Origin of the sequence: Caldifermentibacillus hisashii (genome assembly GCF_039654145.1) — a bacterium.
Taxonomy (GTDB): domain Bacteria; phylum Bacillota; class Bacilli; order Bacillales; family Caldibacillaceae; genus Caldifermentibacillus; species Caldifermentibacillus hisashii.
Genome location: NZ_CP155467.1, coordinates 286428 through 307171, shown reverse-complemented (window position 1 = coordinate 307171; position 20744 = coordinate 286428). Strand labels below are relative to the sequence as shown.

Genomic DNA, 20744 nt, shown 5'->3' with positions numbered 1-20744 from the left:
GAATTCATAAAAGTTGTTGAAATTTAATTTGATTAGTTGTATTGTATGGATTGAAGGAAATCAGAAACGATAGGTTTACCCCAAACAAGTAGTTCTTTATAATACTCCATTTTTCTTCCTTTGTTTGTTTCCTTATTGAATAATGCATATAATTCAATAATTCTTCAGCTGCTTCATGTACTACCAAGGCTTCGAATGTTTTCCCGAGACCTACACTACCCGCAATTATGCAACCACCATATGTTTCAATTTTATTTATAGCCCTTACTACACCATCTTTTTGGAAGTTATAGAATTTATTCCAAATGATAGTATTTTCAAATCCGGTTTTTCCCTGTAACGCACGAAAATCCCGGTTACCATCCAAAAAATCCTTGAATAGATTATAAAGGGTTACGCAATATATAAATTCCGGTGAATTTTCTTTATACAGCAACTCTACTTTATTTAAAAAATTTTCTTTTGGATTGTACCGACTAAACCGGTTTGTTTGTTATCAATAATTCCTTTAGACATTATACTGAGCGCTCCTACCACGACTGTTTTGATAGTTCAATTTTACCATAAACGCAAAGTTAAATTTATATTAATTTTATCTATAACCAGCCTCTGGGGTGTTTTAAAATGTCGAATTGAAATTACTTTTTGCAAAATGTTTATAGGAGTACGAATAAAAGGAAACCATATTATTTGTATCCAGTCGCTTAAATAACCATAACTTTTAGGTTCCCATCCCCACCGGCAAAAAGTAGGACAGGTTATCGGTAATGGCATTCCCAATACGAATCCCGAGAGCTCCTGCCCTGCCGTTCAATAGGAAACTGCCGATGATATAATGTCCCAGCTGTCTTCCTTTCAGCGATTGAAACTCCCGCACAGGCAGTTCAACAAATTCCTGATACAAACTTGGATAATTTGTATAATCCTTCCCGGCATCCTCCATTATCTTCGTTCCGTTCGGCCCATAAATTTCCACCGTGTTTCCTTCCCGTCCAAACACCGGTTTTTTCACAAATTTTTTCCCTGCTGTCGCTAATTGATCCGGTTCCAAGTAAGATGGTAAAAAATAGGCCTCAATCTTGTTTCGATCAAAAATATATGTTCAAGGTCAATGATTATTCTCGTTTAACCCTTGAATGAAACTGTTTTACAAGTTTCCTATGGTAAAAATATTTGAATTAATAAAAATAAGCGTTGACAAAATTGGTTGTACACATATATATTGTATATAATAAATAAAGTTTGCCTAATGCAAAAAATGGGGAGGAAGGAAACATGATTACTTTTTCTAAAAAATTTTGGGGGATTATTTTATTATGTTGCACATTTTTACTTGCTGCTTGTAACGACAAGTCAGCAACAAACAACGAACAAAAAAATGCAGGGAAGGATAACAATAAAAAAATTACTGTTGTCACAACGATTGCACAAATTGGTGAGCCACTTTCCGTTATTGGCGGAGACCGCGTGGAAGTCAAAAGTTTGATGGGGCCTTCTGTTGACCCTCACTTATACCAGGCAACCCACGGGGATATTCAGACGCTTGAGAATGCCGATGTCGTCTTTTATAACGGTCTTCATCTGGAAGCAAATATGGTTGACATATTTGAAGAAATTGAAAAATCCAAATCTGTACTGGCCATCGGAGAAACAATTGATAAATCGAAACTTTTGCATGATGAAAATAATGCTGTGGACCCACATATTTGGTTTGACATTGATCTTTGGCAACAAGCTTTAGATGCAGCAGTGGATCAATTAAAGGAATATTCTCCTGAAAATGCAAGTTATTTTGAGGAAAATAAGGTGAAGTATTTTGAAAAACTGCAGCAATTGAAAGAGGACGCTAAGAAACTTACGGAAATTCCTGAAGAGCAGCGCATTCTTGTGACCGCACATGATGCTTTCGGGTATTTCGGACGTATGCATCATATGAAAGTGGTCGGCTTGCAAGGGCTTAGCACAGATGGAGAAATCGGGATATCCGATATTCAAAATACCATCGATACCATTGTTAAGTATAAAGTACCGGCAGTTTTTGTTGAAAGTAGTATTAATGAGAGCTCCATCAAAGCTGTTATTGAAGGAGCCAAAAAACAAGGAGTTCCTATTCAATTAGGAGGAGAACTTTTCTCGGATGCGATGGGGAAAGCCGGTACGGAAGAAGGAACGTATCTAGGAATGTATCGCCATAATATCGATACAATTTACACCGCATTAAAAGGAGGCTCAAATACAAATGAATGAAGTCGTCCTTGAAGTCAAAAATTTAACGGCCGCTTATCAAAAAAATACGGTTTTACGAGATGTCAATTTTCAAGTAGAGGCGGGTTCATTAACGGGTATTGTTGGGCCAAACGGAGCCGGGAAATCGACTTTAATAAAAACGATGTTAGCGCTCCATCCGGTTTTATCCGGCGAAGTTCATTTTTTTGGTTCCACTTATAAAAAAATGAAAAAACGGATTGGCTATGTCCCGCAAAGAGGGTCTGTTGATTGGGATTTCCCGACCATTGCACTTGATGTAGTGATGATGGGATTATACGGTCAAATCGGTTGGCTGCGACGCCCGACGAAAACCCATCAAAGAATGGCTTTTGAGGCTTTGGACAAAATGGGCATGGCTGATTATGCCAACCGGCAAATCAGCCAACTTTCCGGGGGACAACAGCAGCGGGTATTTTTAGCCCGTGCGTTAGTACAAAATGCAGACATCTATTTCATGGATGAACCGTTAGCCGGAGTCGACGCCGCTACCGAACGGGCCATTATGAAAATACTGGATGAACTTAAAGCGGCAGGGAAAACAGTGATGGTTGTTCATCATGATTTACAGACTGTTGCAGATTATTTTGACCATGTACTTTTCTTAAATCGCACGGTCATTAAGCATGGCAAAACAAATGACGTTTATACAGAGGATAATATAGCCACTACTTATGGCGGCAGTATCCGTTTGATCGGGGGGAGAATAGGAAATGTGGTCCATCCTGTTAAACAGTAATACACAATGGGTTTTATTGAGTACAGCAATATTAGGGATTGCAGCCGGGACGATCGGCTCCCTTGCTTATTGGAAACGGCAAAGTTTAATGAGCGACGCCCTTGCCCATGCCGCCCTTCCCGGTGTTATCATTGCCTTTCTCTTGTTTAAAGTAAAACATTTATTTGTTCTAATTACCGGGGCAGCGATTAGTGCAGTTATCGGAGCATTTTTTATCCAAGGCATTCGCTCTTCAACAAGAATTAAAGAAGATACGGCAATGGGGATGATTTTATCAATCTTTTACGGCTTTGGGATTATGCTTTTAACGATCGCTAACCGAACAAGCGGGAACCAAAGCGGCTTAAATAACTTTATCCTGGGTCAATCCGCTTCCATGGTGCAATCAGATGTGTGGACAATGTCCATTCTTGCCATTTTGGTTGTTTCAATTGTTGTTATTGGATTTAAGGAATGGAAAATCTATTTATTTGATCGCCAGTTTGCCAGTGGGCTCGGTTTGCCGTTAAAAGGAATGGATGTTGTGTATACGATTCTTCTGGTAACAACCATTGTCGTTGGTATTCAAGCAGTCGGTGTTATCCTTATCGCAGCACTTCTTATTATTCCGGCAGTCAGTGCCCGTTATTGGACACATTCTTTTCAAGCGATGGTTATCATTTCAGCCCTATTTGGCGGTGCATCCGGTACGATTGGTACGCTTATTAGTGCAATCGGCAACGGTTGGCCAACAGGACCATTTATTGTTGTTTTGGCAGCGAGCTTTTTTATCATCTCGTTAATTTTTGGAAAAGAAAAAGGAATTCTTGTTCAATATTGGCAAATGAAGCACCATAAAAAACAGGAAATCATCCAATCAATCCCCACCTCTGTTTTGAAAAAGGAGGTTCAATAGAATGACATACACCGCCTGGATTATTTTGACAGCATCTTTAGTCGGTTTATCATGCGGTTTGATCGGTGTCTTTTTAATTTTACGGAAAATGGCCATGATGGCTGACGCTATTAGCCATACCGTTTTACTTGGTATTGTTGTTGCATTTATTATTACGCAAGAACTGACCGGAGTCCATATGCTCATCGGTGCCATTATTGCAGGACTTATGACCGCCTTGTTTGTCCAATGGCTCAACTCTTTAGATGTGCAGCAAGAGGCGGCCATTGGAATTGTATTCACAACCCTTTTTGCCATCGGGGTTATTTTAATTGAAGCTTTTGTCGGAAATGCCCATTTGGATGTCCAGCATGCTTTAATGGGGGAAATCACATTTATTCCCTGGAATAGAATTACGTTGCCAATCGTGGGAAGCATTCCAAAAGCTGCAGCCATCTTAACTCTCGTGTTTTTTGTTGTTTTATTATTTATTATCGCTTTCTATAAAGAATGGAAAATTACCACTTTCGATCCCGGACTTGCCGCAAGTGTCGGGATACCGGTTCTTTTTATGCACTATCTGTTTATGAGTCTGGTTTCAATTACAACGGTGGCTTCCTTTGACGCGGTTGGGGCGATTATGGTCGTTGCGATGTTAATTACCCCGGCAGCCTCCGCATATCTTTGGACCGATCGACTGCACATGATGCTTGTTATCAGCGGATTATTTGGAGTCGCTTCCGCCGTCATCGGATATTTTATTGCTGCTTGGATTGATACTTCAATTTCCGGGTCTATGGCATTTGCAACCGGGCTTATCTTTTTAGCCAGTTACTTATTATCGCCAAAACATGGTTTGCTTGCCAAGTATTTAAAGCCGGAAGAGACGTTCGAATAAGGCCATTGAAAAACTATTTAAAAAGATATACTAACATATATAGTATGATAAAACCCGATAATATATCTAAATACGGTGTTTAGCAAGATTATTACGCACTTTTTCAGTGGTCTCCGTTCGAATAATTGTTTTGTCTGTAAAAACTATGACTCGAAATTAGTGTAGCTTATCTTAAATACAAATATTATGTATGCGAAAGACTGCCCATCAATCAGGAAAAGAATTTTTCTATCATTCGTTTTCCAGTTGTTGCCTTCAATTCAAATTCATGTTATTATCATTACAATACTATATAAAGTATTAACCAGTCCATTAAATACACAATATATTGAAAACTAGCAAGTTAAGGTGCTTTTAGAAGCTTAATAGGGAATCCGGTGAAAATCCGGAACTGTCCCCGCAACTGTAACTGCGACGAAAGGATATAAACCACTGCATCTCCTTTGATGCGGGAAGGAATCTAAGTAGGATGAAGCATAAGTCAGGAGACCTGCCATAACTTGTTCAAGTTTCAATTCTTCGGGGGATAAGGAGATGAAACGATAGTAAGATACTTTATGTATGCTTCTTTCTATCGTTTAATCCGCTTCCCTTGAGCGGATTTTTTTAGTTTAATTGGAGGATGATTTTATGGCAACAACTACACTAGAACATGAAGGAATCAATCAAAAAGAATTGGCGGCCATCATTGATCAAATGACAAACCCTTTTCCCGCCATTGACACAACCGAGTATAAAGAAAAAATTTTTCGAAGTGTTGAATTCAAGAAAAATATAAACTCCGATCAATTAACGAAATTATTCATTACCACTGCGCTTGAAAACGTTGATGAAGCAAATCGTGCCTGGTCCTATATAGCTGCACGATTTTATCTTGACCAGCTGTATAAAAAAGCAAGCAAGAACCGCGGCTATCCGGCAGAACAAAAATATGGAGACTATTACCATTTACAAAAAATACTCGTTGATAAAGGCATTTATTCTCCAAAAATACTAGAAAAATATACAAAACAAGAAATCATGGAATTAGCAAAAATCATTGAGCCGGAACGTGATTTTCTTTTTGACTATATTGGTTTACACACATTAGCTACGAGATATTTAGTCACGGACCATGAGAAAAATACGTATGAATTACCTCAGGAACGTTGGCTTACGATTGCTTTATTTCTTATGCAAGACGAACCGAAAGAATTACGCTCTGTACTCGTACGTGAAGCTTACTGGGCATTATCGAATCTGTATATGACTGTGGCAACCCCGACTTTGGCAAACGCCGGACTCTCTTACGGTCAATTATCCAGTTGTTTTATTGATACCGTAGAAGATTCATTGATTGATATTTATAACTCAAACACCGATGTAGCAAGACTTTCAAAAAGTGGTGGTGGAATTGGCGTTTATATTGGGAAAGTACGGAGTCGAGGAAGTTCCATTAAAGGGTTTAAAGGAGCATCGTCCGGTGTTATTCCTTGGATTAAACAGCTGAATAACACAGCGGTTAGTGTCGATCAGCTTGGGCGGCGAAAAGGAGCTGTTGCCGTTTACCTTGATGTTTGGCATGCCGATATTCTTTCCTTTTTAGACCTGAAATTAAATAATGGTGACGAAAGACAGCGTGCCCACGATATTTTTATCGGTGTTTGTATTCCTGACCTTTTTATGGAACAAGTGGAGAAAAGAGGAGACTGGTACTTATTTGATCCGCTTGAAGTGGAAAAAGTCATGGGATTTCGCATGGAAGATTTTTATGATGAGAAAAAAGGAGAAGGTTCATTCCGAAAAAAATATTTTCAGTGTGTAGAAAATGATGCCCTTTCGAAAACAAAAGTTCCGGCGATCCAAATTATGATACGAATGATGAAGTCACAACTTGAGACCGGTACGCCGTTTATGTTTTATCGGGATGAGGTAAACCGAAAAAACCCAAATAAACATGCCGGCATGATTTATTCCAGCAATCTTTGTACCGAAATTATGCAAAATATGTCACCAACCGTTCAATATAATGAAACGATTGACGGCGATACAATCATTACCTATAAAAAAGTTGGCGATATGGTTGTATGTAATCTATCCTCAGTCAATTTGGGAAAAGCCGTTCCGGACGATGTACTTGATCGACTCATTCCGATTCAAGTTCGGATGCTTGATAATGTCATTGATTTGAACACAATTGAAGTCAAACAGGCCACGGCCACGAATAAAAAATATCGTTCTATCGGACTCGGTACATTTGGCTGGCATCATTTATTGGCGCTTAAAGGGATTCATTGGGAATCAGATGAAGCTGTTCAATTGGCTGATCAATTATATGAAAAAATTGCCATGTTGACAATAAAGGCCAGCGCAGACTTAGCAAAAGAAAAAGGAGCGTATCCACTTTTTGAAGGTAGTGATTGGCAGACAGGAGCTTATTTCCAAGATCGAGGCTATCTGACCGGAGACAACGCCGGGAAATGGAACGACATTATGCTTAATGTGAAAAAATACGGCATTCGTAACGGTTACTTGATGGCAGTCGCACCCAACTCAAGTACTTCGGTTATCGCCGGCTCTACAGCGAGTATCGACCCGATCTTTAAACCGTTTTACTATGAGGAAAAGAAAGATTATAAATTGCCGGTTGTTGCCCCTGACTTGGACCATCGAACATATGATATTTATCGGCGATCCGCATATATTGTCGATCAACGCTGGTCAATTAAGCAAAATGCAGCGCGCACTCGCCATATTGATCAATCAATTTCATTTAATTTTTATGTACCACATACAATTAAAGCGCAAATTTTACTGGACTTACACTTACAAGCTTGGAAATCAGGGATAAAGTCAACCTATTACGTCCGTTCAACTGCCACGGATATCGAGGAGTGCGAATGGTGTGCCTCTTAATTTCTAAATGTTGTTTGAATCATATTGACAAACATTGAAGGAGATGACAATGAATGCGCGCTATGGTTTGCTATGCAAGTTTCAGCGGGAATACAAAAGAAGTGGCTGAACTAATCTCCGGCAATTTATCGGAAGAAGGGGCAACGGTAGACATGTATCGAATCACAAATCGAAACCTCTCGATACCGGACCCTTCCATGTTTGATGCACTGTTTTTGGGGAGTTTTACATGGGCAAAAGGAGCTACTCCCAAAATCGTTAAGGACTTTGTTTATCAACTGGGCTATAAACCGGAAAATGTCTTTGTTTTTGGCACCGGTGACACACAATTTGGCGGGGATGATTTGTTTTGTAAAGCTGCGGACAAATTGGCGAAGTTTTATGCTTCCCCCCTGCCTCCGTTAAAAATTGAACAAAGTCCGCGGGGTACCCAAGAAGGGAAAGTAATCCAATGGACAGAAGGAGTTGTCAACTATTGTCAGCAATACTTAATAAAGTAAAAGTTTTAGAACCGGAAAATCCAAATAAATCGACGGCTTTGTTTGGCGGAAAAGCAAGCGGAATATTAAATTGGAATGATCTCGCTTATCCGCATTTCTATGATTATCGGGAACAAATTCGCGCGTTATTCTGGCGGGCAAGTGAAGTCGATATGACGCATGACATTAAACAATTTCCCCAACTTTCCGAGGCCGAACAAGAAGCTTTTTTGAAGATTATTGGCTTATTGGCTACATTGGACGGACCGCAAACCGATATTGCGATGCGGATTGCCGATTTTGCCACCGATCCATCGGTAAAATCAATTATGGCAACAATTGCCGACCAAGAAAGCGAGCATAATCACAGTTACGCCTATGTGTTGTCATCGGTTACGACATTTGACCGGCAATTGGAATCATTTGAAACCGGTCGGCGGGATCCGGTTTTATTAAAACGGAATGAACGAATTATGGATGTATATAATACCTTTGCGGCTGAACCGACCATTATACATGTGTTAAAAACGATGGTTTACAGCTCTTTACTTGAAGGTTTATTCTTTTATTCCGGTTTTGCCTTCTTTTATCATTTGGCAAGACAGCAAAAAATGGTCGGTACATCGACAATGATTTCTTATATAAATCGGGATGAATTGCAGCACGGTAAATTTATAAGTGAGCTGTTTCGAGCAACACTGGCGGAAAACCCTGCGTATAATACAGAGCAATTTACCGACTGGGTTTATGAACAGTTTCAATATGCCGTTGAGCAAGAAACGATTTGGAGTCGTTATGTTTTGTCCGACATTGACGGGATTGATTTAGTGGAAATGGAGGGCTATATTAAATACCGAGCCAACAAAATGCTTCGTTTATTAGGATTAAGTGATTTATTTTCGGATCATACCGAAAATCCGATGAAATGGATCCGTGCCTATATTGACAATTTCGATGATACAAAAACCGACTTTTTTGAACAAAAATCCCGCCAATACACCAAAGTCGGGGATTTGAACGGGTTTGATGAGTTGTAATTATATAAAAAGTGACAAATAGCCTATCTCCTACACTCCTCTGATTGTTTAAGGAGGTGGTGGGCGTTCAGATCCGCGAATAATGGACCATTGTCTTTGTTCTAAACGAGGATTACTTTGGTTGATTAGTCAATGTTTTTCACTATACCGATTGTAATCCAGATTTTTCATGAGCATCCATTAAAGAGATTGTTTTTTACTTTATTTCCTTGATTTTTTATGATAGGATACCAATATATAAACGAAACGAATATAGAAATACAATTGAATATGTAGAAGTACAATTAGGAGGAGTCTGTCACCAAGGGATAAGTATACCCTTAGTAACAGGCTCTTTTTGTATGTTTTTATCCTGATCTTAAGCCCCCTGCGCAAGATTTCGGGTTTACAAAAAAGGTAGATGGGAATTTTAATAAAATAGGGAAAGGTGGAATCTTATGTTTATTCTTCAATTAGCACTCATTATTTTTGCAGCCAAACTTGCGGGAAGCCTGAGTATAAAGTTTGGTCAACCTTCCGTATTGGGAGAAATCATTGTCGGGATTTTATTAGGGCCTTCTGTATTCGGATTAATCAGCGCGTCAGATACACTATCAACATTTAGTACAATTGGTGTTATCCTGCTCATGTTCATCGCCGGACTAGAAACGGATCTTGATGAATTTAAACGTTCCGGTAAGTCATCAACCATTGTGGGTTTCAGCGGAATTATCGTCCCGTTATTTTTAGGATATCTTGCAGGAGCAATAATGGATTTAACGAACTTACAATCTTGGTTTTTAGGTGTTATGTTATCAGCGACAAGTGTAAGTATTTCTGTTCAAACCCTAAAAGAACTGAATCAGTTAAAAACTCCTGAAGGTACGACTATATTAGGGGCAGCCGTTATTGATGATGTTGTTGTCATGATCATTTTAGCCTTCTTAATGAGTTTTGTTGGTGGCGGGGATATATCGTTAACAACATTAGTAATAAAGAAAGTATTGTTCTTTGCTGTAGCTATTGTAATTGCTTGGAAAGTAGTCCCATGGGTAATGAATCATTTTACAAAGTTACCGGTTAGTGAAACGGTAATTTCAACTGCTTTGTTTATTTGTTTTGTCTATTCATTTGCAGCTGAATACACGGGGGTTGCTAATATTATTGGAGCTTATATTGCCGGTATAGCCATTAGCCTGACCAAATTCAAGCATGAAGTTTTTGAAAAAGTGGAAACGATTAGTTACTCGATTTTTGTTCCCGTATTTTTTGCCTATATTGGTATTTCGGCGGAGTTTATAGGTATTCTCGATCATTTAGGTACGATTATTCTCCTTAGTATATTGGCGATCTTAACTAAATTTGTAGGTGCGGGACTTGGTGCTAAACTATCCGGATTTGGTTGGAATAGCTCAATGGGAATTGGTTCGGCAATGGTTTCCCGGGGTGAAGTTGCATTAATCGTAGCGACAATGGGCTTATCAGCAAATTTAATTACCCAAGATTTATATGCTTCGTCCATCGCTGTTGTTATTATAACGACCGTTGTTACACCCCCAATGATGAAATGGTTTTTCCAATCAAAAAACCAAACACAATCAGTCCGTAACTAATTTGATTCTTGAAATGGGGCTGTCAGCATCTATGACTATAGTTGCTGACTTTCTTATACGTTCATATTTTAGGTTTTACGTATAGCTGGTTGGGTCCTTCAAAGCATAGTCTTTGCGGTTGAGAAGAAAATTGTTTACTTATTGGCTGTACCAAAGTAAAAGGTTATCGATTTATTTAATTGACAATTTTCATATTTTCAACTAAACTTTAATTGACCAGTGGTTAATAAGGAGGATACTAATGGCGCCAAGAAAATCCGCTGAACAAGAGCTTTCAAGGGAAATGATTATGGACCGGGCACGGGAATTATTTGTGACAAAAGGTTATCAACATGTATCAATGAGACAAGTTGCGAAAGAATTGAATTGCAGTCATGGGGCAATTTACTATCATTTTAAAAATAAAGCAGAGCTATTTTATGCACTCGTCGAAGAACATTTTCAAATGTTAGACCAGGTTTTAGATCATATTATGAATGAAGATCTCCATTCCACAGAAAAATTGAAAAAAATTATGTTAGGGTTTATTAAATTTGGATTAACTTATCAAAATCATTACGAAATCATGTTTTTAATTAAAGAAGAAGATGTATTAAACTTTATTAATCAGGGACCAAATAAAAGTTATGATAAATTTGCCCAAGCATTATCTCTACTAAGTGATGGAAAATTATCGATTCAAGAAATTTGGTGTATCTTCCTTTCCTTACACGGATTTGTGACACATTATATTCGCCATGTTGTTTCTTATAATGAAGTGGAACAATTAGCTCAGTTTCATGTCAACTTTTTGTTGAAATCAATTTTGTGATTAGCACCCCCAAAGATTTTATCGGAAAATTCCGTCAAAAATAATGTTATTTAGATTTATCGAGTTTCAATACATTGTAAATTGAGCGTTCTTTTTTGAATAATGGGCTTTTGGGGTGATTACAAATTTTTTTAATAACATTTGACCAGTGGTTAATAAAATTTTAGGAGGAATCTTTATGAAAAGAGCATTAGTTTTGGGCGCATCCGGGGGTATGGGGTATTCTATTGTGAACGAGTTGACTGACAGGGGAATCGAAGTTATCGCTTTTGCACGGACAAAAAAGAAGCTAGAGACACTTTTCAGTGCTAAGCAAAATGTGACGATTTTTACAGGTGATATTTTTAAATTAGAGGATTTGATGGAAGCTGCAGCAAATGTGGACATTATTTTTCAAGCAGCAAATATTCCCTATCCTGAGTGGGAAGAAAAACTTGTCAACTTTATCGGTCAAGTTGTTCAAGTTACCGAAACGAAGAACATTAAATTAGCCTTGGTTGATAATATTTATGCATATGGGAAGAATCCCGGTATAAAGGTAAATGAACAAACACCGAAAAATCCACATACGAAGAAGGGAAATATTCGACTTCAAGTGGCAAACATGGTCATGCAAGCAAATAATAAATCTTTTATTGCTCACTTTCCTGATTTTTATGGACCAAATGCTGAAAATACACTTCTTCATTATACCTTACAGAGGGCCTTGGCAAATAAACCGTCCATCTACATAGGGAATCAAAAGATTGCAAGAGAGTTCATTTTCACCCCGGATGGTGCTAAAGCGCTGGTGGAACTTGCCTTAAATGAAACAAGCTATGGGGAAGAGTGGAATATTCCCGGACACAGTGTCATTACAGGAGAGGAAATAGTCAAGATTATTCGAGAGTTAACCGGATATAATAAAAAAGTCTTTACGGTTACAAAATCAATGATTCAAATGCTCGGATTATTTAACCCAATGATGCGTGAAGTAGTTGAATTGTTTTACTTGAATGAAGATCCGGTTGTGTTATCAGGCGAAAAATTTGAAAGACGAATCGGCCCGCTACCTCGAACATCTTATTATGATGGACTGAAACAAACGATTGACTATATGAGAGGAACGGTAAAAGTATAATATAGTTCTCGTCGGCATTTTTGAGGCGTGAAATGGCAATTTTTAGCGATGACACCTGTTCTCGTCACCATTTTGAGTCGAGAAACTCCACTTTTTGGCGGCGAGACCACTTCTCGTCGTCGTTTGGAGGCGGGAAACCTTCTTTTTTGGCGACGTGGCCACTTCTCGTCGTCGTTTTGAGCCACGAAACCTCACTTTTTGGCGACGAAACCCTTTCTCGTCGTCGTTTTTAGACGGAAAACACTATATTTTGGCGACGAGACCACTTCTCGTCGTCTTTTTGAGTCGCAAAACCGCATTTTTTGGCGACGAGATCCCTTCTCGTCGTTAATTTTTGGCAAGGCGCTACCGATTCTGTAATTGAAAACCTCTTTTTAAACCCACTGTTTACAACCAAGATTTATGGGGGTATGATAGTATAGTACTTTCGTATCGATGAAAAAAGGAGTTGAATTTTTATGAGTAGTCAAATAAGCGACGACCCCAGACCCGGACAGATTAACGGGAAAGTCATGAATTGCCCGGTCCAACCATGGTTGAATACTGATAAAAATTCAACTATACTTGGGGGCATTTTTTGACTTTCTCGAAAATGAGGAGGTAAGAAAATGTTAAAAATTTATTTATCCGATGAACTTGGCGTTCTGGAGGAAAAAAATGAAATTACCCGAGGATGTTGGGTCAATTTAATTTCACCTACAGAAGATGAAATTATTAAACTATCAAACGAATTAGATTTACCAATTGAATTTTTAAAGGATCCATTGGATGAAGAGGAACGTTCCCGGATTGAAAAGGATGAAGGAAACATCTTGATTATTGTCAATATTCCCCTCGCTTCCATGGATGAGCATAATAATATGATTTATGACACCATTCCATTGGGCATTATTTTTACAAAAGGTTGCTTCATCACTGTTTGTTTAAAAGACAATCCGATTTTACAAAGTTTCACAAAAAATAAACTTAAAAACTTCTTTACTTACAAAAAAACAAGATTTTCCTTACAAATCCTGTATTTCATGGCAACCTCTTACCTGAAGTATTTAAAACAAATCAGCAAACTATCAGACACAATTGAAAAACAACTGCATGAATCGATGAAAAATAAAGAACTCTTTTCGTTATTAAACTTAGAAAAAAGCTTAGTTTATTTTACAACTTCCTTGAAATCAAACAATTATGTAATGCAAAAAATACTCAGAGGCAATTATTTAAAAATGTATGAAGATGATCAAGAACTGTTGGAAGATGTCATTATTGAACATCAACAGGCGATCGAAATGGCCGATACGTATACGAATATTTTAAGCAGTATGATGGACGCATTTGCCTCAGTCATATCAAATAATGTGAATAATGTCATGAAATTATTGACGTCCATAACGATTATCATGGCAATTCCGACAATGGTTGCAAGTTTTTATGGGATGAACGTTGCAATTCCCTTCCAAAATTACCAACATTCATTCCTATTTGCGATCATCTTGTCTTTTGTTTTATCTTCAGTGACAGCAGTTATTTTTTGGAAAAAGAAGTTTTTTTGACAAAAGAAGAACCGGGCATTGTTCCCGGTTTTTTCTGTTTGTGATTAATGCGTGTGGGATTAAGTTCAAAAAATCAATCCAAGCAGTCCAATGCTGTTTCCTCTTTGAATATGGGGGTTATATTCGAAAGTCAATCTAAGTGGTGCATTGCTGTTTCTTCTTTAAATTTTGGGGTTATATTAAAAATTCAATCTAGGCAGTACATTGAGTATGGAATTATGTGCAAAACTAATTTCAAGAGCCTTTCTCCCTGAAATCAATCTCGTCCGGTTCGTTGAGATATTTTTCCATTAAAATCCGGCCATTCCCATCAAACTCGACCCCTTCTTTCTTTAACAATGCAACTTGAATAAATCTTGATTCGTCATCTTTAATTGCAATTTCACCTTTTGCATTGACTACACGATGCCATGGGAGATGATGGATATGACTTATTGCGTGCAAAATACGGACAACTTGCCTAGCTGCCCGCGGATTTCCGGCAAGTCTGGCAATTTGACCATATGTCATTATTTTGCCTGCAGGTATTGAGAGAATAATCTTAATTGTTCTTTCGGTAAACTTGTTCATTTTCATACCACCTATAAAATCATCGGCTTCGTAAGTTTTTCCCTAGTAAAAATAATTTTGTTGGAATAAGTCGTTACCCGGTTAGGCACAGCGAAGGAAAACAACGACCCCATCACAAAGTATTGCCAAACCCAGTTATTGCTTTAACCACGAAACCGAGGAAAGTTGATAACAAAAGATACAAACCTATCCAATCATTATGTATTAGAAAATCAAGTTTATTATACAAAAAAAGGCTGCTAACGAATATGGCGTTATGTTATTTTTATTCTTAGTGTCTATAAAATTTTACTTTTCTTATTTGAAACCTAAGGGAGCCGACTCCTATTTCGAAAGTCGGCTTTTCGCATTACTTCTGCTATTAGCAAAAAATAAGCAAATATAATTTAATTTTCATCATCCGTTTTATCAATTTGTTCTTTTACATTCCGTTTATTTCCCTTGCTATTATCTCCACTAACCGGCGTTTGTCCATGTAATTCTGGTGAATTTTGATTGTTACTTCCTTTATTGTATTTCTTTGTCATGAAACTTCCTCCTTTCATAATCAAAGAAAAGTTTTCCCTATTTTTAAATACTTCATGTGTATAAGTAGAGAAAACTGTGAAAATGCCTGTTTATCTTCAATATCACAGGACATATCCTGGCCGGAGATTTCCTGACCGGAAGCGCAAAATTAAACCAATACTTATCGCACAGATGTTGAAAAATGCTCTGCAAATAATGTTAGCGCTTTTTCTATATTTGCAGGATGACCTAAGTCAATCAAAGTTTCTCCAATTAACTTGATTGCTTCTTCCAACATATCTTTCGTAGTATTACCCATATGGCCAATACGGAATGCTTTTCCGGAAAGGTAAGCCAGTGCGCCTGCTACGACAACCCCTTTACTGGCGAGTTTGGAGCGGAACTCGCTATCTTTTATTCCATCCGGATAAAGGATGCAGCTTAATGTTGCGGCAGCCGCTTTTTCCTCGGCTAATGGCTTCATCCCGTATGCTGTTAAAGCTGCTCGGACTGCTTTTCCATATGCTTTATGACGGGCGTACCGCTTTTCCATACCTTCTTCCAAAACAAGACGGATTCCCTCGGCATAACCATAAATCATATTCACTGGTGGTGTGGCAAAATACTTTGTCGGATCCGCCATAATTGGTAGCCAATTATAGATGTCACAATAATAAGCAGGAACCTTCGCCAGTTTTTCACGTGCGGCTAATGCGCTTTGATTAAAGGCAACAATGGCAAGTCCCGGTGGCACACCAATTGCTTTTTGCGAACCGGTCAAAACAACATCAATTTTGTCATCAGGACCACCGTAGGATTTGCTCATATCCTCCTCCATTGCACCGGTTGCACAAACACCGTCCAATATGACAAGTGCTCCATGCTTTTTGATAATCGGCAGCAGTGTATCCAGATCCGCAGCTACTCCTGTTGAAGTGTCAGCATGGGTAATGGTTACCGCTTTATAATTTGCCCCGGCTAACTTTTTTTCAACAGCTTCCGGGGACACCTGCTTCCCCCATTCGCTTTGTAACACATCGATATCAATCCCATACGCTTGCCCTAGTTTGATAAACCGGTCGCCAAAATAACCGTGACTAATGACTAATAATTTTTCCCCGGCCGCCACTGTGTTTACGAGTGCCATTTCCATTGCGAGGGTTCCAGACCCGGCAACAATAAAAACATCCCCATCTGTTTTTAGCATTTCTTTTGTCGATTCAATGGCCCGCTTAAAAATATGTGCAAACCTCGGATCTGTATGTCCCCATGTTTCTTTCGCCATCGCTTCATAGATTGAATCCACCACCGGAGTCGGCCCCGGTACTAATAACATCTCTTTGTTCGGCATCGTTACTTCCCCCATTCCATTTTCTCGCTGATTTCAGTTTAATTCAAAGTCCCAGTTACTAAATATATTCCATATGTACGGCTGAAAACCCTTTTAAATCTGGTATTTTTATAGCTGGTTTTTTCAAAAAATTGTGCGTCATGTTTCTGGTTACCAACAAAAAAATAATCGAAAAGCATTAGAATTTTACCAATTGATAATTTGCTAATTACCCCTTACAGTAAATTTTTTCAAAAAGAAACCCGGCTGAAAAATAGAACCGGGTCAGGTTATTTTTATCAAATGTTATTTAGCACAATTACGATTAACTTTGGTCAGCTGCTATGTTGCCGCTCCTTGAATACAGTTTGATGGCCGATGGAATATTACTTTACATGATTAATTTAGTTCAGCTGCTATCGCCCTGCCAGCCGTTCGCCCCGTGAAAAGACAGCCACCAAGAAAAGTCCCCTCAAGAGCACGATAACCATGGACACCACCGCCGCCAAATCCGGAGACCTCCCCTGCTGCATACAAACCGGGGATGGCTTGACCCGAGGAATCTAAAACCCTTCCAGATAAATCAGTTTGCAGGCCGCCTAATGTTTTTCTGCTTAAAATATGAAGCCGTACAGCAATGAGCGGGCCATTTTTCGGGTCAAGAATTTTGTGTGGTGGAGCTACTCGAATCAATTTGTCGCCAAAATAATTGCGGTGTCCCCGGATAGCCGTTACCTGTAAATCTTTTGTAAATTTATTATCCATTTCCCGATCCCTTGCCTTCATTTGATATTCAATTTCCTTGTAGTTTAATAGATTTTCACCAGTCAAACGGTTCATCCCGGCTACAAGGTCTTGCAAATTATTGGCAATAATAAAATCTTCTCCTTTATCCATGAAAGCTTGGACGGGTTCGGGGGCACCTGGCAAAGCTCTGGCCAGTACTTTCCGGATACTTTTATCTGTAAGATCCGGATTTTGCTCCGAGCCTGACAGTGCGAACTCTTTTTCAATAATTTTTTCCGTTAAAATAAACCACGAATAATCATAGCCGGTTTTTTGAATAGCTTCCAGTGTGCTGAGCGTGTCAAATCCCGGTAAATTAGGGATAGGAAAACGCTTACCTTTTGCGTCAAGCCAAATGGAGGAAGGTCCGGGTAAAATTCGAATTCCGTGGTTGGACCAAATTGGGTTCCAGTTTTTTATTCCTTCCGTGTAATGCCACATCCGATCCCGGTTCACAATCCGTCCCCCCGCTTCTTCCGTAATGGCAAGCATTCTTCCGTCTACATGAGCAGGAACGCCGGATAACATATGTTTAGGCGGAGATCCCAGTCGCTCAGGCCAATTTTTACGAACTAAATCATGGTTCCCGCCAATTCCTCCACTAGCTACTAATACAACCTGGGCCCGATATTCAAAATAGTCAATAATCTCTCTTTCGGTGTCTTCTCCCCGCTCTGTTGTGCTCGGAATCAGAACAGAACCGGCTACACCTACAACAGCGCCATTTTCTTTTAAAAGATGATCGACTTGATGACGAGGAAAATAATGAACCGAACCTGATTTCATATATTCCCGAACTTTTCTCTCAAAAGGGGCAACCAACGCCGGTCCGGTTCCCCATACAATATGAAAGCGAGGGACGGAATTGCCGTGACCGGTAGCTAAATGTCCACCACGTTCAGCCCACCCAACGACCGGGAAAAAACGCACGCCCATTTTGTGAAGCCAAGACCTTTTTTCTCCAGCGGCAAAATCGACGTAAGCCTCAGCCCATTTTTTCCCCCAATAATCTTGATCATCTTCCCGATCAAATCCGGCAGTACCAAGCCAGTCTTGCCAAGCCAGTTCTCTGGAATCTTTTATCCCCAGCCGCCTTTGCTCCGGAGAATCTACTAAGAATAATCCGCCAAACGACCACCAAGCTTGACCTCCTAAATAATTTTCCGGCTCTTGGTCCAGTAGTAAAACTTTTTTTCCGGCATCTGCCATTTCTACGGTTGCAACCAAACCGGCCAACCCTGCCCCGACGACAATGACATCATATTTCATCAAATCCCCCCTATTTTCTGCAATTTATTTCCAAAATTTCAGACAATTAGACCGATTGACCTTATTATATAAATTTATGATACTATCAGTCAAGTTCATATGAAATCTTGCTGTCAGGAGGAGGGGATTTGCCAAATTCCGTTAGTATTACTTTCTCTCACCTCGAATTGGTGATGAAGGCTGGTTTGTCGTCAAAAAAGAAGGTTACTCACCTCTATATGGTGACGAGAACGGATCTCATCGTCAAAATAGAGTATTTTTCGCCTAAAAACGGTGGCGAGATTGGGGCTCTTCGCCCAAAAATTTGCATTTCCCGCCTCTAATTGGTGACGAGAACAAATCCCGTCGTCAAAAAAAGGGCTCCCTCGTCCAAAATTAGCGATGAGAGAAGGTTCATTTTTTTCCTTTCACTCGCATTTTCGCCATCCCTTCTATATACAATAGTATACATATGTTGTGCCAAATAACTAGTTCATAGACATAATTTAGCCTGAAACGGGCATCCTATCTAAAAACCCATTCTACTCATGCCAATTAATAATTAATAAAATTTTTTTCATAAAAGTAATTGATTTGTGAAATATTTTTTCGTATACTTAGGATGTACTGAAGATGCTTTCACATTTTTCAACAAGAAAGGCGGCTTATTCATGGATGCATATATATTAATCATTACGCTTTTATCGATTGTTATCGTTATTTTAGTGGTTTCATGGTTTAAATGGCATGCATTTATCAGTTTGACTATTGCCAGTTTGTTTTTAGCCATTTTTACCGGAATGTCTTGGGATAAAATTGTTAAAGCATACGAAACCGGGGTTGGTGGCGTTTTAGGCCATTTAGTCGGGATTTTGGCACTTGGAACCATTCTGGGAAAAATGTTGTCGGAATCAGGAGCCGGATTGCAAATCGCCAATTATTTTGTGAAAATCTTTGGGGAAAAGAAATTGCCATGGGCGATGTTCGCTTCAGGATTTATTATTGGGATACCGGTATTTTTTGAAGTCGGCATTTTAATTTTGCTCCCTTTAGTGATCTCGATTCAACAAGCAACAAAGAAAAATCTATTATTAATCAGTTTGCCGGCCATTGCGGGATTATCCATCGTTCATGGGCTTGTCCCGCCACATCCGGGTGCAGTGGCAGCTATCGGCATTTATGATGCCAATCTTGGAAGAGTTCTGTTATATTCCCTATTCATCGCTATTCCGGCAGGTATCATCGGTGGACCTTTATATGCAAAATTTATTAGTACACGGGTGACCCCATCCGGTGAATCCGGCTTAATTCAAGTGGATGAATCACAATCAAAAAAATTACCAGGTGTCGGTATTTCTTTCCTATCCATTTTAATGCCGGTCATTTTAATGGTATTAGGAACATTTGCACCGTTCATAGAGTTGCCTGAAAACGGTGTGAAATTTCTTGAGTTCATTGGAAGTCCATTAATCGCCTTGTTAATTTCATGCTTTGCCGCTTTCTATTTCCTCGGTTTTCGTCAAGGAATAGGACGTAATCAAATTAAGAAGTTTGTTGATGAATGTATTTTGCCGGTTGGCTCAATTATTTTAATTATTGGTGCTGGAGGTGGATTTAAACAAGTTTTGATTGATAGCGGTGTAGGTGAGACTATCGGAAAGATGGCAGAAAATCTCTCTTTATCACCGCTTGTGTTAGCTTTCCTTATTGCCGGGTTAATCCGGATTGCAACCGGTTCAGCTACCGTGGCATTGACCACCGCAGCCGGAATTGTTTCCCCGATCATCGCTAATATGACAGGTGTTAATTTAGAATTACTTGTTATTGTTACCGGTGCCGGATCGCTCATGTTCTCTCATGTCAATGATGCCGGTTTCTGGATGGTAAAGGAATATTTAGGCTTATCGATTAAAGAAACGTTTAAAACATGGACAGTCCTAGAAACAATTCTCTCATTTGTCGCTTTTATCGGTGCTTTCGTTTTAGACATATTTATTTAAGTCCATAAGCAGCCGCTTGAAAATGATAGAATCCCTTGTTAACGAA

General features: G+C 39.0%; 20 protein-coding genes and 1 riboswitch. Of the genes, 14 read left to right on the top strand and 6 right to left on the bottom strand.

Features of this window, described 5'->3' with window-relative positions; genetic code table 11:
- Window positions 1-4: 4 nt before the first annotated feature.
- A complete protein-coding gene (locus NSQ14_RS01575) occupies window positions 5-436 on the bottom strand; it encodes a hypothetical protein (protein WP_346216788.1) in 432 nt (143 codons plus the stop codon).
- A gap of 285 nt (window positions 437-721) precedes the next feature.
- Window positions 722-1078 (bottom strand): glutathionylspermidine synthase family protein, encoded by a 357-nt coding sequence (locus NSQ14_RS01570; protein WP_346217102.1) that lies wholly within the window; start codon window positions 1076-1078, stop codon window positions 722-724.
- A 197-nt stretch (window positions 1079-1275) separates the two neighbouring features.
- On the opposite strand from NSQ14_RS01570, the gene NSQ14_RS01565 reads away from it, so the two are divergent.
- From NSQ14_RS01565 to NSQ14_RS01510, 12 genes are all read left to right on the top strand, one after another.
- Window positions 1276-2247, top strand: coding sequence for a metal ABC transporter solute-binding protein, Zn/Mn family (locus tag NSQ14_RS01565; protein WP_346216787.1), 972 nt, complete (start codon window positions 1276-1278; stop codon window positions 2245-2247).
- Window positions 2240-3004 (top strand): metal ABC transporter ATP-binding protein, encoded by a 765-nt coding sequence (locus tag NSQ14_RS01560; RefSeq protein WP_041848761.1) that lies wholly within the window; start codon window positions 2240-2242, stop codon window positions 3002-3004. Before NSQ14_RS01565 ends, NSQ14_RS01560 begins: the two co-directional genes overlap by 8 nt.
- Window positions 2979-3899: a metal ABC transporter permease gene (locus NSQ14_RS01555; protein ID WP_346216786.1), complete on the top strand. Its 921-nt coding sequence runs from the start codon at window positions 2979-2981 to the stop codon at window positions 3897-3899. The genes NSQ14_RS01560 and NSQ14_RS01555 overlap by 26 nt, the downstream gene beginning before the upstream one ends.
- Before the next feature lies 1 nt (window position 3900).
- The gene (locus tag NSQ14_RS01550; RefSeq protein WP_346216785.1) at window positions 3901-4776 is read left to right on the top strand and encodes a metal ABC transporter permease; all 876 of its coding nucleotides are present in this window, start codon (window positions 3901-3903) and stop codon (window positions 4774-4776) included.
- A gap of 329 nt (window positions 4777-5105) precedes the next feature.
- Window positions 5106-5288, top strand: a riboswitch (cobalamin riboswitch).
- Window positions 5289-5406: 118 nt separating this feature from the next.
- On the top strand, window positions 5407-7671 hold the full coding sequence (locus NSQ14_RS01545; protein WP_346216784.1) for a ribonucleoside-diphosphate reductase subunit alpha: 2265 nt from the start codon (window positions 5407-5409) through the stop codon (window positions 7669-7671).
- 53 nt (window positions 7672-7724) lie between these two features.
- A complete protein-coding gene (locus NSQ14_RS01540) occupies window positions 7725-8171 on the top strand; it encodes a flavodoxin (protein WP_034767354.1) in 447 nt (148 codons plus the stop codon).
- A complete protein-coding gene (locus NSQ14_RS01535; protein WP_343155570.1) occupies window positions 8123-9187 on the top strand; it encodes a ribonucleotide-diphosphate reductase subunit beta in 1065 nt (354 codons plus the stop codon). The genes NSQ14_RS01540 and NSQ14_RS01535 overlap by 49 nt, the downstream gene beginning before the upstream one ends.
- Before the next feature lie 437 nt (window positions 9188-9624).
- Window positions 9625-10779, top strand: a complete 1155-nt coding sequence (locus tag NSQ14_RS01530) for a cation:proton antiporter (protein ID WP_034767349.1) — start codon at window positions 9625-9627, stop codon at window positions 10777-10779.
- A gap of 241 nt (window positions 10780-11020) precedes the next feature.
- Window positions 11021-11590, top strand: a complete 570-nt coding sequence (locus NSQ14_RS01525) for a TetR/AcrR family transcriptional regulator (protein WP_034767346.1) — start codon at window positions 11021-11023, stop codon at window positions 11588-11590.
- 178 nt (window positions 11591-11768) lie between these two features.
- A complete protein-coding gene (locus NSQ14_RS01520) occupies window positions 11769-12710 on the top strand; it encodes an SDR family NAD(P)-dependent oxidoreductase (RefSeq protein ID WP_346216783.1) in 942 nt (313 codons plus the stop codon).
- Between the two features lie 94 nt (window positions 12711-12804).
- Entirely contained in the window at window positions 12805-13041 is a 237-nt protein-coding gene (locus NSQ14_RS01515) for a hypothetical protein (RefSeq protein WP_346216782.1), read from the top strand.
- 277 nt (window positions 13042-13318) lie between these two features.
- Entirely contained in the window at window positions 13319-14257 is a 939-nt protein-coding gene (locus NSQ14_RS01510; RefSeq protein ID WP_269919761.1) for a magnesium transporter CorA family protein, read from the top strand.
- 234 nt (window positions 14258-14491) lie between these two features.
- Here NSQ14_RS01510 and NSQ14_RS01505 read toward each other — a convergent pair whose 3' ends face one another.
- From NSQ14_RS01505 to NSQ14_RS01490, 4 genes are all read right to left on the bottom strand, one after another.
- Window positions 14492-14827: an MGMT family protein gene (locus NSQ14_RS01505; RefSeq protein WP_034767340.1), complete on the bottom strand. Its 336-nt coding sequence runs from the start codon at window positions 14825-14827 to the stop codon at window positions 14492-14494.
- A 386-nt stretch (window positions 14828-15213) separates the two neighbouring features.
- On the bottom strand, window positions 15214-15354 hold the full coding sequence (locus NSQ14_RS01500; protein WP_227139684.1) for a hypothetical protein: 141 nt from the start codon (window positions 15352-15354) through the stop codon (window positions 15214-15216).
- A gap of 161 nt (window positions 15355-15515) precedes the next feature.
- Window positions 15516-16685: a pyridoxal-phosphate-dependent aminotransferase family protein gene (locus tag NSQ14_RS01495; RefSeq protein WP_034767339.1), complete on the bottom strand. Its 1170-nt coding sequence runs from the start codon at window positions 16683-16685 to the stop codon at window positions 15516-15518.
- A gap of 378 nt (window positions 16686-17063) precedes the next feature.
- The gene (locus NSQ14_RS01490) at window positions 17064-18719 is read right to left on the bottom strand and encodes an FAD-binding dehydrogenase (RefSeq protein WP_034767336.1); all 1656 of its coding nucleotides are present in this window, start codon (window positions 18717-18719) and stop codon (window positions 17064-17066) included.
- A 128-nt stretch (window positions 18720-18847) separates the two neighbouring features.
- Here NSQ14_RS01490 and NSQ14_RS01485 point away from each other — a divergent pair, with 128 nt between their 5' ends.
- Window positions 18848-19042: a hypothetical protein gene (locus tag NSQ14_RS01485; protein WP_034767333.1), complete on the top strand. Its 195-nt coding sequence runs from the start codon at window positions 18848-18850 to the stop codon at window positions 19040-19042.
- Between the two features lie 327 nt (window positions 19043-19369).
- Entirely contained in the window at window positions 19370-20698 is a 1329-nt protein-coding gene (locus NSQ14_RS01480) for a gluconate:H+ symporter (RefSeq protein ID WP_346216781.1), read from the top strand.
- Window positions 20699-20744: the final 46 nt, after the last annotated feature.

Excerpts from the sequence above, each read along its gene's own strand:
- NSQ14_RS01510 (WP_269919761.1), top strand. The coding sequence starts at position 13,319 with ATGTTAAAAATTTATTTATCCGATGAACTTGGCGTTCTGGAGGAAAAA.
- NSQ14_RS01540 (WP_034767354.1), top strand. The coding sequence starts at position 7,725 with ATGCGCGCTATGGTTTGCTATGCAAGTTTCAGCGGGAATACAAAAGAA.
- NSQ14_RS01560 (WP_041848761.1), top strand. The coding sequence starts at position 2,240 with ATGAATGAAGTCGTCCTTGAAGTCAAAAATTTAACGGCCGCTTATCAA.
- NSQ14_RS01525 (WP_034767346.1), top strand. The coding sequence starts at position 11,021 with ATGGCGCCAAGAAAATCCGCTGAACAAGAGCTTTCAAGGGAAATGATT.
- NSQ14_RS01555 (WP_346216786.1), top strand. The coding sequence starts at position 2,979 with ATGTGGTCCATCCTGTTAAACAGTAATACACAATGGGTTTTATTGAGT.
- NSQ14_RS01530 (WP_034767349.1), top strand. The coding sequence starts at position 9,625 with ATGTTTATTCTTCAATTAGCACTCATTATTTTTGCAGCCAAACTTGCG.
- NSQ14_RS01535 (WP_343155570.1), top strand. The coding sequence starts at position 8,123 with ATGGACAGAAGGAGTTGTCAACTATTGTCAGCAATACTTAATAAAGTA.
- NSQ14_RS01545 (WP_346216784.1), top strand. The coding sequence starts at position 5,407 with ATGGCAACAACTACACTAGAACATGAAGGAATCAATCAAAAAGAATTG.
- NSQ14_RS01505 (WP_034767340.1), bottom strand. The coding sequence starts at position 14,827 with ATGAACAAGTTTACCGAAAGAACAATTAAGATTATTCTCTCAATACCT.
- NSQ14_RS01495 (WP_034767339.1), bottom strand. The coding sequence starts at position 16,685 with ATGCCGAACAAAGAGATGTTATTAGTACCGGGGCCGACTCCGGTGGTG.
- NSQ14_RS01480 (WP_346216781.1), top strand. The coding sequence starts at position 19,370 with ATGGATGCATATATATTAATCATTACGCTTTTATCGATTGTTATCGTT.
- NSQ14_RS01550 (WP_346216785.1), top strand. The coding sequence starts at position 3,901 with ATGACATACACCGCCTGGATTATTTTGACAGCATCTTTAGTCGGTTTA.
- NSQ14_RS01520 (WP_346216783.1), top strand. The coding sequence starts at position 11,769 with ATGAAAAGAGCATTAGTTTTGGGCGCATCCGGGGGTATGGGGTATTCT.
- NSQ14_RS01565 (WP_346216787.1), top strand. The coding sequence starts at position 1,276 with ATGATTACTTTTTCTAAAAAATTTTGGGGGATTATTTTATTATGTTGC.
- NSQ14_RS01490 (WP_034767336.1), bottom strand. The coding sequence starts at position 18,719 with ATGAAATATGATGTCATTGTCGTCGGGGCAGGGTTGGCCGGTTTGGTT.
- NSQ14_RS01500 (WP_227139684.1), bottom strand. The coding sequence starts at position 15,354 with ATGACAAAGAAATACAATAAAGGAAGTAACAATCAAAATTCACCAGAA.